Below are 12,522 nucleotides of genomic sequence, written 5' to 3'. Positions count from 1 at the left end.
AAGGCGCTAGAAATTTATACTAGTAGCGTTACATTACTTTCAAAGTAAATTAATATTAAAAGGGAGAGCTATTGATCAGCTCTCCCTTTTTTGTTGCTACATTTTGTCTAACATTTCACCTAAGTTACTTGCAATACTCTCCTATTCTTATAAGGGTGCTTGATGCTATCTTATGGGCTATTATTCAATAATAACCATATAACAATCCTATAATAATGATGGCTTAACTTTGGACAAATTTTCAGGTGATTTTTATGCATTTTAACAATCCTATCAGTCGTACACTTCCATTGACCTCTAAAAGACTCGAGCAGTCAATGAGTACGATATCTAGCTACACTAACGTCTTAAAGCCGACGCTTATCGTGGGTTTTCTGGGCTTAAGTATGATTGCTATACCAGCGCAAGCGGCTGTCAAAGATACTGCTGCAGGGCGCAACGCAAGTCGTACGGCAAGCTTACAACTCATCAGTTTAAATGCTGATAATGTGCCATTAGATAACGGCGCAGATGATTTATCAGATATAGCTGATATGCTTGAATCTGCTGATCAAGCTGACGATTTAATTGATAGTGTGGCGGATGAAACTGTGCTGAACAATGAATCGCCTATTATTAATACCGACATTCCTGCTGAAGTCGCTCAAGTGTCATTAAATGCTATTTCTCCTGAAACGTTGAAGACCTTTGTTGCTTTGATTGATTTGGTGCGTCGTGAATATGTCGATACGGTTAATGATGAAGAGTTGTTTAATAATGCCATGAGCGGTATGTTAACCAAGCTCGATAGTCATGCGGAATTTTTGGACGCTGAAGCCTATGAAAATCTGCGTGCTTTTACGGAAGGTGATGTCGGCGATATTGGTATCAAGGTTGAGTATCAATCAGCCTTGGGCTATTGGGTCATCACTGAGGTACTTGATGATTCACCTGCCGATAAAAAGGGTATCGCAGTTGGCGATTATCTACACCAAGTCGATGAGTTTAAGCTTGGCGAAGATGAAGAAAGTAACGATATCGAGCAGCTTTTAACAGGCATTGCCGGTACGCAAGTAGATGTGGTGACATCCAAGGCAGGACGCCGTAAACATGTCACCACTTTACAACGTAATAATAGCCATCCTCAAATTATTGAAACTCGTTTTGTAGATGGTATGGCCATTGTGAGGTTACCAGCATTTCAAAATAATAGCCGTGAAAAACTGCTACAAAGTTTGATCGATTTAGATAAGCCTGTCACAGGAATACTACTAGATTTACGTGATAATCCAGGTGGCGTATTGGCATCCGCTGTGAGCGTTGCTAGCCTATTTATGACAGATACGGATGTGGTACAGATAAAGAGTCGCCAAGCAGATTCGCGTACATTATCGACTAGAGGTGCAGCATTGCTTGAGGCGTTACCAGTAGTAGTGTTGCAAAATCGCTATTCGGCGTCAGCGGCAGAAGTGTTGACCAGTAGCTTGCAAGCGCAAAAGCGTGGCACTGTCTTAGGTGAGGTCAGTTACGGCAAAGGCTCTGTACAATCGGTGATACCGCTTAACGATGAGCAAGCGGTCAAGCTCACGGTTGCTAACTACATGACTGCTTCAGGTAAAAAGATAGATGGTATTGGGGTAGAGCCTGATATCGCTCTATCGGGCAGTGAAAGCACGTGGGAGCAGCAAGCGCTTGATTTATTACGAAAGAAAGCGCTTACTTCAGGTATTCGATTTGTACGTTCTGAGAAAAAGCCAGATCCTAAAAATAGTATTATTAAAAACAATACAGCTATAAAGAATGTTATTGAAAAACCAACATCTAATGTAAAGCTCTAATCTAGTCACAATTTTAAAGCAAATCGCATTATTCAGCTTGATCTTCTGCAATCTCAAGTTTGGTCATACGATAGCGTAAGGATCGAAAAGTGGTTCCTAATAGTTCAGCGGCTTGGGTTTTATTCCAGCCAGTTTGCTTAAGGGCAGTGATAATAAGTTGTCTTTCTTGCTCTTGGAGATAGTGCTCTAACCCTTGTGCTGGTAGCTGACCACTGACGCTGCTTTTTATCGCGATACTGTTTAATATATCAATATTGCCATCAATACTACTGTCGATATTGGCTACAGAATCGGTCTTATCACTATTTGTATCCTTGTTTACTGATTCAGCGCGCTCCGCCATTGCTGTCACTGATTGCTGCTCTATTCCTATTGGGGAAGACGATGAGTCAGATATCGTACCGGATATCGAAGGTTGCTTCATTGCAGCATAGTGATGAGTCATCGTACGATAAGGATGCAGATTAGCTGTTGCTTGCTGTGTCGAGACACTTTTGATAGATGATGGTTCTCTATAGTCTTTATCTATATTTTCTTCAGATGCGTTATTTTCATTGATTTTTTGAGGCATATGCGCCTGTTGATGGTCGTTTAAGTCAGATAAGCCGAGATGGCTTATATCAATAGTTGAGGTTTCAGCTAGAGTAACGGCACGCTCAAGTACATTACGCAGCTCACGAACGTTACCCGCAAAATTATGCTGCTGTAGACGCAGGCAAGCCTCTGAAGTTAATAAAGGCTTCAACTCCAACTGCCACTCTTCAGCAATCAGCGCTAAAAAATGCGTGGCTAATACCGGTATGTCATCGCGCCGTGCATTCAATGTTGGTAATTTAAGCTCAATTACGTTGATGCGGTAATATAAATCCTGACGGAACAACCCTGTCTGTACCAGTTGGTTTAAATCTTTATGCGTGGCTGACAAGATACGAATATCGACAGGTACTTCTTTGGTATCACCAATCGGGCGTACGGTTTTCTCTTGAATGGCCCGCAGTAACTTCACTTGCATAGCCAAAGGCAGGTCAGCTACCTCATCTAAAAACAAAGTACCGCCATTGGCTTGCTGAAATAGCCCTTGCTTGTCCGCAACGGCACCGGTAAAGCTGCCTTTTTTATGACCAAAAAACTCTGATTCCATCAGCTCTGATGGTATCGCCCCGCAATTGACTGGCACAAAACTGCCGTCACGCCGCGGGCTTAAGTCATGAATGAGCCGCGCAACGACTTCTTTACCTGTACCTGAAGCCCCTGACAAAAATACCGGCGCTTGTGAGCGAGCCAATTTTAAAATCGTGTTTTTTAAAGGATGCATTACCGCCGAATCACCAATCAGGCGCTCATCAAGCATCTGCTGTTCAGGTGAGCGTTGCGGCGTGGACTTGGCAGTCAAATCTTGTTGTATTACCTTTAGCGCGTTTTCAACCAATTGCCGTAAGCGTGGTAGCTCAAGCGGTTTATTGACGAAATCAAAAGCCCCAAGTTTTAGTGCTTCAATCGCTAAATCCATACTACCATGCGCTGTAATCACAGCAATGGGCTTACTGGAGCTGGCACTGATATGTTTGACCAACTCTAATCCCGAACCATCAGGGAGTTTTAAATCGGTTAGACAAAAATCATAGTTATTGTCTTGCCAGTACGATTTCGCTTGCGACAATGTATAGGCAACATCACTTTTGATACCCATTTTGGTCAGGGTGATTTGCATCAAACGGCATAAATCTACTTCGTCATCAACGACTAGCGCGGTGGTTGTCATACATCATCTCATTGTTTTCAAGTGCTACAAAAGTATATAAAATAACGCTCTAAGGGTTTATCAGTCTCAATAACTGCATTGGTTACAGGTATTTTTTAATGAACAATATAAAGCCTTTTGTTTTACATTTTCTTTCAATGTTTTTTGAAAAGCAATTTTTTCTTCTTTAGATAAAAGTTGGACTAACGATGTCATTATGAACAGCAGGAAAAATCAGCCTAAAGCAGGTTTTTTGATGCTCAGGCACATACAGTAAGCGTGCCTGATTGGCTTCACAAAAGGCTTGTGATAAATATAGCCCAAGCCCTGTGCCTGATTGTTCGGTGGTAAAAAACGGATTAAATAAAGAGATTAAATCATCTGCATTAACACCAGTACCGCCATCCAAAACATCGATTATAACATCGTTATCGGCACAATAAATTTCGATTTCCACAAAGGCATGAGGGTGGGCGTAACTACTATAGCGTAAACCATTATTGATTAAATTGATGAGTACCTGCTCTAACTGATGAATATCAAAAGAGATGGTAGGCTGGGTAAGAACATGTAAAAAGACATCATGTCCTTTAAAATAATTGTCTAAAAATACAGGCATCCAATCAGCAAGGATAATGGTTTGTTGATTAGCCGTTTGCTGACGCGACAGTTTTAATACGTCTTCGATAATGCGATTAACGCGTTTTGTTTGCGAAAATATCATTTTGTAAAGCTCATGATTGCCAGTCATGTGGCTATTTATATTATTATTAGCGAAAGGATTTAGGGCATTGTCAGTGTCCATCTCGCTTTCTATAACATCTTCTATTAGCAACTGGCTAGCTTGCGAAATAGCTGCCAAAGGGTTTCTGATTTCATGAGCGATACTGGCGGTCAACTGTCCAAGTGAGGCGAGCTTTAATTGTTGCGCACTGGCTTGTTCACGGCGTAAATCCTCTAATATAACGAGTTTACTGTCGTCTTTTAACGGAATAATATCGACACGTAGCTTGCCAATGATAGAAGAGTTTGCAACAGCAGGCAGCTCATAAATAAAAGTACGCGTTAGTCCTGCGGCTACCGATAAGCAGGCATTAAACAATTGCAGATGTTGTTGACCAAGTTGCTGCTCAAAAGCGGCTACTGGTTTTGACTGATTGTCATGACGGCTTGGGATGCTAAGTAGCTGATAAGCCGCAAGGTTGGCTAAGACCACTTGTTTGTTATCAATGACGATGACACCATTGACCATTTGAGAGATGACTTCTTGATTGATACTATTTAAACGCTCGACTTCTTTGGCATGGCGAACCGCCACTTTTTCAAGCTGTACCAAGCGCTGCGATATCGACCAGCTTAGACCGCCTACTGCCAAAAAGCTGGCTGACATGAGTAGGGCATTGCCTAAATTTGCCAAACTCATACTATTGGCAATGGCATAAAAAAACTGCTGATAAATCACAAAAATAATGGCAAGCAAAGTAATAATTAACGCTTGTGAGCCATGTAATAACATAAAGCTTGCGGCTACCACCACCATATATAGCATGGTCAGCTGCAAATCAGGTGCGCCGGCGGTATATAGCAGTAAGCTTAGGATAATGACATCTAGCGCCAACCCAAAAGCCAGCTGTCGGCGTATATGCTTGCCAACGGTATAAAATAATCCTAGCAAGATTAAACTTAGTAAAACGTAAAAACTGAGCACGGTTTGCTGCAAGAAACTTGGCAATGATGGGTTGCCATCCGTGCGAACCGTAATATATACCATCAGCATAAAAAACAAGCTGACGATAAAGCGATAACTGCTATAAATCATCCCCAGTTTGCGTAACTGCGGCACAGGCAAAATATCATCTTGCTCTAGATAGTCAGTAATAACAGCGATAAGCTTGGAGGCAGATTTGGCAGGATTCATGGATTAATAACTAATGTGTTTAATGAGAGAGAGGAACTTGATAATTAGGGCTGAATAAGACCATGACGAATCGCTAAATGCGTCAATTTCACATCACTATCGACATTTACTTTTTCATAAATGCGATAGCGATAGGTGTTGATGGTCTTCACACTGACAAATAACTGGTCTGCAATTTGTTGAGGGCTTTGACAGTTGACCACCATCATTGCTACTTGCTTCTCACGATCACTGAGCAAATCAAAAGGGGAATTGGCATTATCAGATAAAAGTACGTCAGCTAATTGTTCAGCGACGTCTTGGCTAAAATAGCGTCCACCTTGATAGATTTTTTTGACCGCTCGTATCATCTCATCAAGCGGTGTGCCTTTAGTAATATAGCCATTGACGCCCGCTTTAATCAACATTGAGGGATAAGGTTGAGCTGACATACTACTAACCGCCAAAATTTTGATACCCATATCCAGCTGAATCAAGCGTTTGGTTGCTTCCAGACCGCCGATATTGGGCATATTGACATCCAGTAATATCACATCAGGACGCAGCTGTTTTGCCATCTTTATCGCCATATCACCGCTGTCTGCCTCACCGACGACTTCGATATCTGCACTATCTGCCAGCATACGGCTAATACCCATCCGCACCAAATCATGATCATCTACTACTAATACTCGAATCATTGTTATACTCTTTTCTATCTATCAGAATAAAGGGCGCACTGCTAAATTTAAGTCATCTTAATCAATCTATTTGACCAATAACACTCATTTACGCATAAAAAAGCCAATATTAATTGCTTTATTTGGACAGTAGAGACGCAATAAGGTGTCTACTAGCGTTAATGTAATGCTATATTGCGCTAATGTTAACTAATATTGCTGTAACATCAAGTAAGTGTAGTAAAATTTGAATGTGGCACTGAAATGCCATCTAATTGATTTAGTACATTAAACTTAAATGCAAACCATGATACACTAAAAATACAAAAACTCTATGTGAGTATCTACAAACACACCTATAAACGCTACGTACGTAGTTGGCGTCAGTCAGTATGTTACTGATGACAGCACGTAAGCAGGAGGCAGAATGAAGCACCTACCATTAACCAAACAGCAATTAATCGCTGCTATGATTTCATTGAGTTTGGGCAGTGTCGCACAAGCCGCACTTACAATTAATGGTAGCGCCAGCTCTGAGTCTAGTGCTCGCCTGAGCTGGGGCGGTGCCGATAGCTTGTCTGAAGCGCGCAGTATCATGTCTAGGTCTGGCAGCAGCTCTACGATTAAAAAAATAGATAACGGTTCTGGTACAACCAGTATTACCAATACGACCAGTTTTGGTAGTAATAATAACAACAGTTATAATAATGCCAATAGCTACAACACCACTTATCGCGGTAGTTTTGGCAACAGTAATATGATTCCGATCAGCACCGATTCGCGCAGTGTCGCGGTTATTGATGCAGAAACCGGTGAGTCAATTTATCAAAAAGATGCGGATATCGCGCGTCCAATGGCCAGTATTACCAAGGTAATGACGGCTATCGTGGTACTTGATGCCGGCTTAGATATGCGTGAAGAGCTAACACTTGATCCAGAAGATTTCGTTGGTCCAAAGCGTGCCAGCTCTAACCTAAAGTCAGGCGATCGTCTCAATCGTGCTGAGATGCTATTAATGGCATTAATGAAATCAGAAAATCCTGCAGCAAAAAGTCTTGCCCGTAATTATCCGGGTGGCTATAGCGCCTTTATACGCGCGATGAACCGTAAAGCACAAGAGCTTGGTATGAGTACCGCTTTCTTTGGTGACCCAACTGGTCTGGATAAGCGCAACGTTGCTTCCTCAAATGACTTGGTTAAAATGGTTCGTGCTGCTGGTAACTATGACGTGATTCGTCGTTTCTCAACCACTAAGAGCTATGATTTTTTTGTCTCTAACTTCTCAAGTGGTAACCGCACTTACAAAGCCAATAACACCAGCAGCTTAGTTCGTGATGGTAGCTATCCTATCGGCATCTCAAAGACAGGTTTTATCAATGAAGCAGGGCGTTGTGTTGTCATGGAGACGCGCGTCAATAATCGTCCTGCTATTATCGTAATTTTGGGTGCCAATAGCTCAGCAACGCGCTGGGGTGATGCCAAAAATATCTTAAATAGCTTGGCAACACGCCGCACGGTATAAGATTACAGTGTTAAATGAGTAGTATCAAAAGACATTTATAATAAAAAGGCTGTTATGCGATATAACAGCCTTTTTATTATGTCAAAAACGTGTTGATATTAAGGAGCATTACATGATTCAGGCATCGGTCTCTACGGTTTCTCATACTATACCTAAGCTATATTTGCTGACTAATGATGATGAGTTTAGCCTTTTATATCAAAAGTTAGAAGCCGCCTTAGCAACAGGATTGATTGCTCTTTTACAAATACGTCGTAAGCAGATATTGGCATTGCCTGACGGTGAGTCTGTTCTTTATAAAGAGGCGCTACAAATCGTTAATTTGGCTAAAACCTACAATGTGTCAGTTTTGATAAATGACAATATTGCTTTGGCCGAAAAACTTGGTATCGGCGTGCATTTGGGACAGCAAGATGGTGATCTTAGTGAGGCAACACAATCTTTAGCCCCGAATCAAATCATTGGTCGCACTTGTCATGGCGATGTAACGCTAATCAAAGCTGCGAAAGATGAAGGTGCAAACTATGCCGCCATGGGTGCAATCTTTGCTTCAACGACCAAGCCCAATGCTGCCACTATCTTACGCCAGCAACTGATAGAAGGTTGTCAGCAAGATATAAAAATATGCGTGATAGGCGGTTTAACGGCAGAAAACATCTCTGAGTTGGCAGGGTTACCTATTGCTTATATAGCAATCGTTGGCGATATCATGGATTTACCTGTCCATCAAATCGCAACGCGTTGTCAGCAGTGGCAGCAAGTACTTAATGAGTGGAATGTGCCTGCTGAATGAATACTATTTTAAAATATAAGTACGAATTTATTCAGCGTGCTGCATACATAAAGTTGCATAAGGCAATGCTTGCAAGCGCTGTGCTTCGATAGGCTCAGCGCATACCTCACATTCTCCATAGCTGCCACTTTCGATACGGCTTAAAGCGTGGTCTACAAAACCTAAGCTTTGCTGTGCCTCAACCATTAAGTTCTTGCGCATGTCATTCTGACGATAAGCAATCGCTTGATCTTCCCAATGTTCATTGAGATCATCTTGCGGATTTTGGATATGGTCCTCAATGTCAGCAATCCGAGTTTGGTACTCTTCTTTTAGTTGTAATAGGTTTTGTTTGGCAGCTTCAAAGTCGATACTCATTTATTTCTCCTAATGATTTATTGTTATGGCACAAGTACGCTATTGATCATAGATAGCTAAACGACTCAGTACCACCACAAAATGTTAATGAAAGTGTTATTAGTTTGAGAAGATAAATTTGCTTATCGCTAAATTTATCTTAGGCGACATATAAGTACAGACTATAAAACTGTTAGAATACACCGCCTTCAATACTTGTTAGGACAGTTTTCTAAAACTGCCAGCAATAGGATTTGATGAAATAAATTTGCTAAAGAGTATCCAATAAACCGTTGGCGAACCGTCATACAGATTGATAACAGATGATATATAGGAGCAGGTAATGAATTTTTTGCGTATGAGCGAGCTGAGTTTGACCGATAAAGTAGTGTTGATTCGTGAAGACCTTAATGTCCCTATTAAAGCGGGTAAAGTGGCTAGTGATGCACGCCTGCAAGCAAGTTTGCCGACGATTAAGATGGCGCTAGAAAAGGGTGCAGCAGTGATAGTCTGCTCGCATTTAGGACGCCCGACAGAAGGCAATCCTGAAGCCATTTATTCGTTAGCACCCGTTGCTGACTATTTAAGCGATAAACTATCCGCGCCTGTTACGCTTAATAGTGACTACCTTACTCAAGGCGTCGCTATCGAAGCAGGTGAAGTCGTACTGCTAGAGAACGTACGTTTTAATGAAGGCGAAAAGAAGAATGATGCAGCGCTTGCACAAAAATATGCTGATTTGTGCGATATATTTGTGATGGACGCTTTTGGCACAGCACATCGTGCCCAAGCATCAACAGAAGGCGTGACCCAAGCGATGCATAAAGCTGGTAAGACCGCCTGTGCTGGACCTTTATTGGCAGCAGAGCTTGATGCTTTAAGCCTAGCACTTGAAACGCCAGCACAACCTATGCTCGCTATCGTTGGTGGCTCAAAAGTTTCTACCAAATTAGAGGTTTTGCATAGTTTGGCTGAGCTTTGCTCACAGATTATCGTTGGTGGCGGGATTGCCAATACCTTCTTAGCCGCGCAAGGTCATAGTGTTGGTGCGTCACTTTATGAAGCAGATCTGCTTGATACAGCTCGTGAAATCATGGGTAAAACTGAGATTTTATTACCTGAATATGTCGTCGTTGCTGATAAAAGCGACATTGATTTTGCTGACTTCACTGGCTCATTACAACAAGCCACTGCGACCATCAAATCTGTCGACACGATTGGCGAAAATGACATGATATTGGATATCGCGCCAGATAGTGCTATGAAATTGGCAGAGGCAATTACCAAGGCGAAGACTATCTTATGGAATGGTCCAGTCGGCGTTTTTGAAGTGGATGCGTTTGGTCAGGGTACTCAGATAGTGGCAGAAGCAGTCAGAAATAGCCAAGGTTTCTCGATTGCAGGTGGTGGTGATACACTTGCTGCGATTGATAAATATCAAGTGGCTGATGGCGTCAGCTACATGTCAACGGGTGGCGGTGCGTTCTTAGAGTTTGTAGAAGGTAAAATCTTGCCAGCGGTTGCTGCTTTACAAATTAATGCATAACCTCTTAACGATACTTCAGCAGATGAGTAACATTAGCCGTACAACTTAGCCGCAGTATCTAAGGTACGCTGTACGGATAATATTTTGGCTACTATTCATATCTTATTGTTTTCAAGGCAATAAGTTTGAATTGTCATCGATTATTATTAAGTGGTAATTATTTGTTTCTATACTGAAAATTATTATTGCATGTCTAATTTGCACTCTATAAAATAGCGCAAACCATGTATTTGACATGCTTTATTTATGAGGGATTTGTTATGTTAAAACGTCATTTATTACTTGCTAGTGTTCTTGCTGGTACTTTTGCAATCACTGCATGTAGCCAAGAAACACAAGACAAAACGGAAGCTGCTGCTGAGTCAGCTGGCGAAGATGCTGCTGTTAACACAGAAGAAGCTGCTGCGAATACAGAAGCCGCTGCTGCTGAAGCTGAAGTAGCTGCCCAAGACGCAGGTACTGAAATTGCCGAAGGCGCTGAAACTGCTGGCGCTGCTGCGACTGATGCACTAGCAAATACTGGCGAAGCGGTTGTGGTAGGCGCAAATGAAGCCGTGTCCGCTACTGCTGGTGTGGTTGCCGATGGCGCAGCTGCTGTTGAAAATAAAGCTAGTGAAAATGCAGTAGAAGCAGAGCAGCAGTACTAATCAGCAGTTTTAATTTTAAGTATTAGTGATACACATCAGTTGCTTTATAAGTCACTAAAATACAAAAAAGCTTTGGTAATAGCCAAGGCTTTTTTTATGGACAAAAACAATCGATTTCATCTATAAATTTCTTCTATAAGAAGTGATTTATGGCTTGTTATAGATGAAATTGATCATCTAACCCTGCAAACAAGATAGAAAAATCAAGTAGACAAACAAATAATTGGCTAAGCGCTACGAAGCGCTGGTAATTTTTGCTATAATCACGGCGTAATAATGACGAGCAGAAAACAGAGTTTTTTGTTGGCTTATAGTGGAATACCCATTATAAAGCTAGGTCGCAGTGCAAACGTGACAACGTCTTATTGTTAAAAATGATGTTTTAATATCATCTTCAAAATACTATTTTTAGAATATAACCAGAGAGCGTTTTATGGCCTTAATATCGTTACGTCAACTTTTGGATCATGCTGCTGAACACGGCTATGGTGTTCCTGCTTACAATGTTAATAATTTAGAGCAGATGCGTGCCATTATGATGGCGGCTGACGCCTGTGACTCTCCTGTGATTGTACAAGCCAGTGCTGGTGCCCGTAGTTATGCAGGCTCTGCGTTTTTGCGTCATCTGATTATTGCTGCTATCGAAGAGTGGCCACATATTCCAGTCGTTATGCATCAAGATCACGGTATGTCACCTGCTATTTGCCAACGCTCAATTCAGCTTGGCTTCTCATCAGTGATGATGGACGGCTCGCTTGGTACAGACGGTAAAACGCCGATGGATTATGATTACAATGCCAGCGTGACTCGCGAAGTGGTCAAAATGGCTCATGCTTGCGGTGTTTCAGTCGAAGGCGAGATTGGTTGCTTAGGTAGTCTTGAAACTGGCATGGCAGGCGAAGAAGATGGCTCTGGCGCAGAAGGTGTGTTGGATCATGAGCAGCTATTGACCAGTGCTGATGAAGCAGAGCAGTTCGTTAAAGACACCAATGTCGATGCGTTAGCGATTGCTATCGGTACCAGTCATGGTGCGTATAAGTTTACGCGTCCACCGACAGGCGATATCTTATCGATTGAGCGCGTAAAAGAAATTCATGCCCGTATTCCTAACACTCACCTAGTCATGCATGGCTCATCATCAGTGCCACAAGAATGGCTAAAAGTCATCAATGAAAACGGCGGTAATATCGGTGAGACTTATGGTGTACCGGTTGAGCAAATCGTTGAAGCGATTAAGCATGGTGTGCGTAAAGTAAATATCGATACCGATTTACGTTTGGCATCAACAGGCGCTATCCGTAAATTCCTTGCAGAAAACCCTAGCGAATTTGATCCACGTAAGTACTTTAAAGCCTCTATGGTTGCGATGTCAGATATCTGTACCAATCGTTTTGAAGCCTTTGGTTCAGCGGGTCAAGCGCATAAGATTCGTCCAATCAGTCTTGAAGGTATGGTTAATTTTTACTAGTAAGCTGGCATGGTAAAAGAGATTGATTGGTTGATAGTTAGGTGATGGTTTAGCTCATTTTTATAATAGTCTATA

The 12,522-nt window shown here is 41.9% G+C and carries 10 protein-coding genes; 6 read left to right on the top strand and 4 right to left on the bottom strand.

Annotation, left to right across the window (positions count from 1 at the left end):
• Window positions 1-254 precede the first annotated feature (254 nt).
• Window positions 255-1,817: a S41 family peptidase gene (locus FQ082_RS09980; protein WP_149492974.1), complete on the top strand. Its 1,563-nt coding sequence runs from the start codon at window positions 255-257 to the stop codon at window positions 1,815-1,817.
• 28 nt (window positions 1,818-1,845) lie between these two features.
• On the opposite strand, the gene FQ082_RS09975 is transcribed toward FQ082_RS09980, so the two are convergent.
• The 3 genes from FQ082_RS09975 to FQ082_RS09965 all read right to left on the bottom strand — a co-directional run bounded on the left by FQ082_RS09975 (window position 1,846) and on the right by FQ082_RS09965 (window position 6,156).
• A complete protein-coding gene (locus tag FQ082_RS09975) occupies window positions 1,846-3,579 on the bottom strand; it encodes a sigma-54-dependent transcriptional regulator (protein WP_149492973.1) in 1,734 nt (577 codons plus the stop codon).
• Between the two features lie 166 nt (window positions 3,580-3,745).
• Window positions 3,746-5,476, bottom strand: coding sequence for a sensor histidine kinase (locus FQ082_RS09970; RefSeq protein WP_149492972.1), 1,731 nt, complete (start codon window positions 5,474-5,476; stop codon window positions 3,746-3,748).
• Between the two features lie 44 nt (window positions 5,477-5,520).
• Complete coding sequence (locus FQ082_RS09965) at window positions 5,521-6,156, bottom strand: response regulator (RefSeq protein ID WP_011513027.1); 636 nt, start codon at window positions 6,154-6,156, stop codon at window positions 5,521-5,523.
• Window positions 6,157-6,562: 406 nt separating this feature from the next.
• On the opposite strand from FQ082_RS09965, the gene FQ082_RS09960 reads away from it, so the two are divergent.
• Both FQ082_RS09960 and FQ082_RS09955 read left to right on the top strand, forming a co-directional pair.
• Window positions 6,563-7,657: a serine hydrolase gene (locus FQ082_RS09960; protein WP_149492971.1), complete on the top strand. Its 1,095-nt coding sequence runs from the start codon at window positions 6,563-6,565 to the stop codon at window positions 7,655-7,657.
• A gap of 112 nt (window positions 7,658-7,769) precedes the next feature.
• Window positions 7,770-8,450 carry a thiamine phosphate synthase gene (locus FQ082_RS09955; RefSeq protein WP_149492970.1) on the top strand — a complete coding sequence of 227 codons (681 nt, stop codon included), beginning with the start codon at window positions 7,770-7,772 and terminating at the stop codon, window positions 8,448-8,450.
• A gap of 27 nt (window positions 8,451-8,477) precedes the next feature.
• Here FQ082_RS09955 and FQ082_RS09950 read toward each other — a convergent pair whose 3' ends face one another.
• The gene (locus FQ082_RS09950; protein ID WP_149492969.1) at window positions 8,478-8,807 is read right to left on the bottom strand and encodes a TraR/DksA family transcriptional regulator; all 330 of its coding nucleotides are present in this window, start codon (window positions 8,805-8,807) and stop codon (window positions 8,478-8,480) included.
• A gap of 322 nt (window positions 8,808-9,129) precedes the next feature.
• Here FQ082_RS09950 and FQ082_RS09945 point away from each other — a divergent pair, with 322 nt between their 5' ends.
• From FQ082_RS09945 to fba, 3 genes are all read left to right on the top strand, one after another.
• Window positions 9,130-10,332 carry a phosphoglycerate kinase gene (locus FQ082_RS09945; protein WP_149492968.1) on the top strand — a complete coding sequence of 401 codons (1,203 nt, stop codon included), beginning with the start codon at window positions 9,130-9,132 and terminating at the stop codon, window positions 10,330-10,332.
• A 260-nt stretch (window positions 10,333-10,592) separates the two neighbouring features.
• The gene (locus FQ082_RS09940; RefSeq protein ID WP_149492967.1) at window positions 10,593-10,979 is read left to right on the top strand and encodes a hypothetical protein; all 387 of its coding nucleotides are present in this window, start codon (window positions 10,593-10,595) and stop codon (window positions 10,977-10,979) included.
• Between the two features lie 433 nt (window positions 10,980-11,412).
• Window positions 11,413-12,447: a class II fructose-bisphosphate aldolase gene (fba, locus tag FQ082_RS09935; protein ID WP_020442949.1), complete on the top strand. Its 1,035-nt coding sequence runs from the start codon at window positions 11,413-11,415 to the stop codon at window positions 12,445-12,447.
• Window positions 12,448-12,522 lie beyond the last annotated feature (75 nt).

Source organism: Psychrobacter sp. ANT_H56B, assembly GCF_008369245.1.
GTDB lineage: Bacteria > Pseudomonadota > Gammaproteobacteria > Pseudomonadales > Moraxellaceae > Psychrobacter > Psychrobacter cryohalolentis.
Note: the sequence above shows the minus strand (reverse complement) of the source record. Positions and strands in the feature narration are given on the sequence as shown.

Coding starts and splice junctions, on each gene's coding strand:
- FQ082_RS09980 (WP_149492974.1), top strand. CDS start 255: ATGCATTTTAACAATCCTATCAGTCGTACACTTCCATTGACCTCTAAA.
- FQ082_RS09975 (WP_149492973.1), bottom strand. CDS start 3,579: ATGACAACCACCGCGCTAGTCGTTGATGACGAAGTAGATTTATGCCGT.
- FQ082_RS09970 (WP_149492972.1), bottom strand. CDS start 5,476: ATGAATCCTGCCAAATCTGCCTCCAAGCTTATCGCTGTTATTACTGAC.
- FQ082_RS09965 (WP_011513027.1), bottom strand. CDS start 6,156: ATGATTCGAGTATTAGTAGTAGATGATCATGATTTGGTGCGGATGGGT.
- FQ082_RS09960 (WP_149492971.1), top strand. CDS start 6,563: ATGAAGCACCTACCATTAACCAAACAGCAATTAATCGCTGCTATGATT.
- FQ082_RS09955 (WP_149492970.1), top strand. CDS start 7,770: ATGATTCAGGCATCGGTCTCTACGGTTTCTCATACTATACCTAAGCTA.
- FQ082_RS09950 (WP_149492969.1), bottom strand. CDS start 8,807: ATGAGTATCGACTTTGAAGCTGCCAAACAAAACCTATTACAACTAAAA.
- FQ082_RS09945 (WP_149492968.1), top strand. CDS start 9,130: ATGAATTTTTTGCGTATGAGCGAGCTGAGTTTGACCGATAAAGTAGTG.
- FQ082_RS09940 (WP_149492967.1), top strand. CDS start 10,593: ATGTTAAAACGTCATTTATTACTTGCTAGTGTTCTTGCTGGTACTTTT.
- fba (WP_020442949.1), top strand. CDS start 11,413: ATGGCCTTAATATCGTTACGTCAACTTTTGGATCATGCTGCTGAACAC.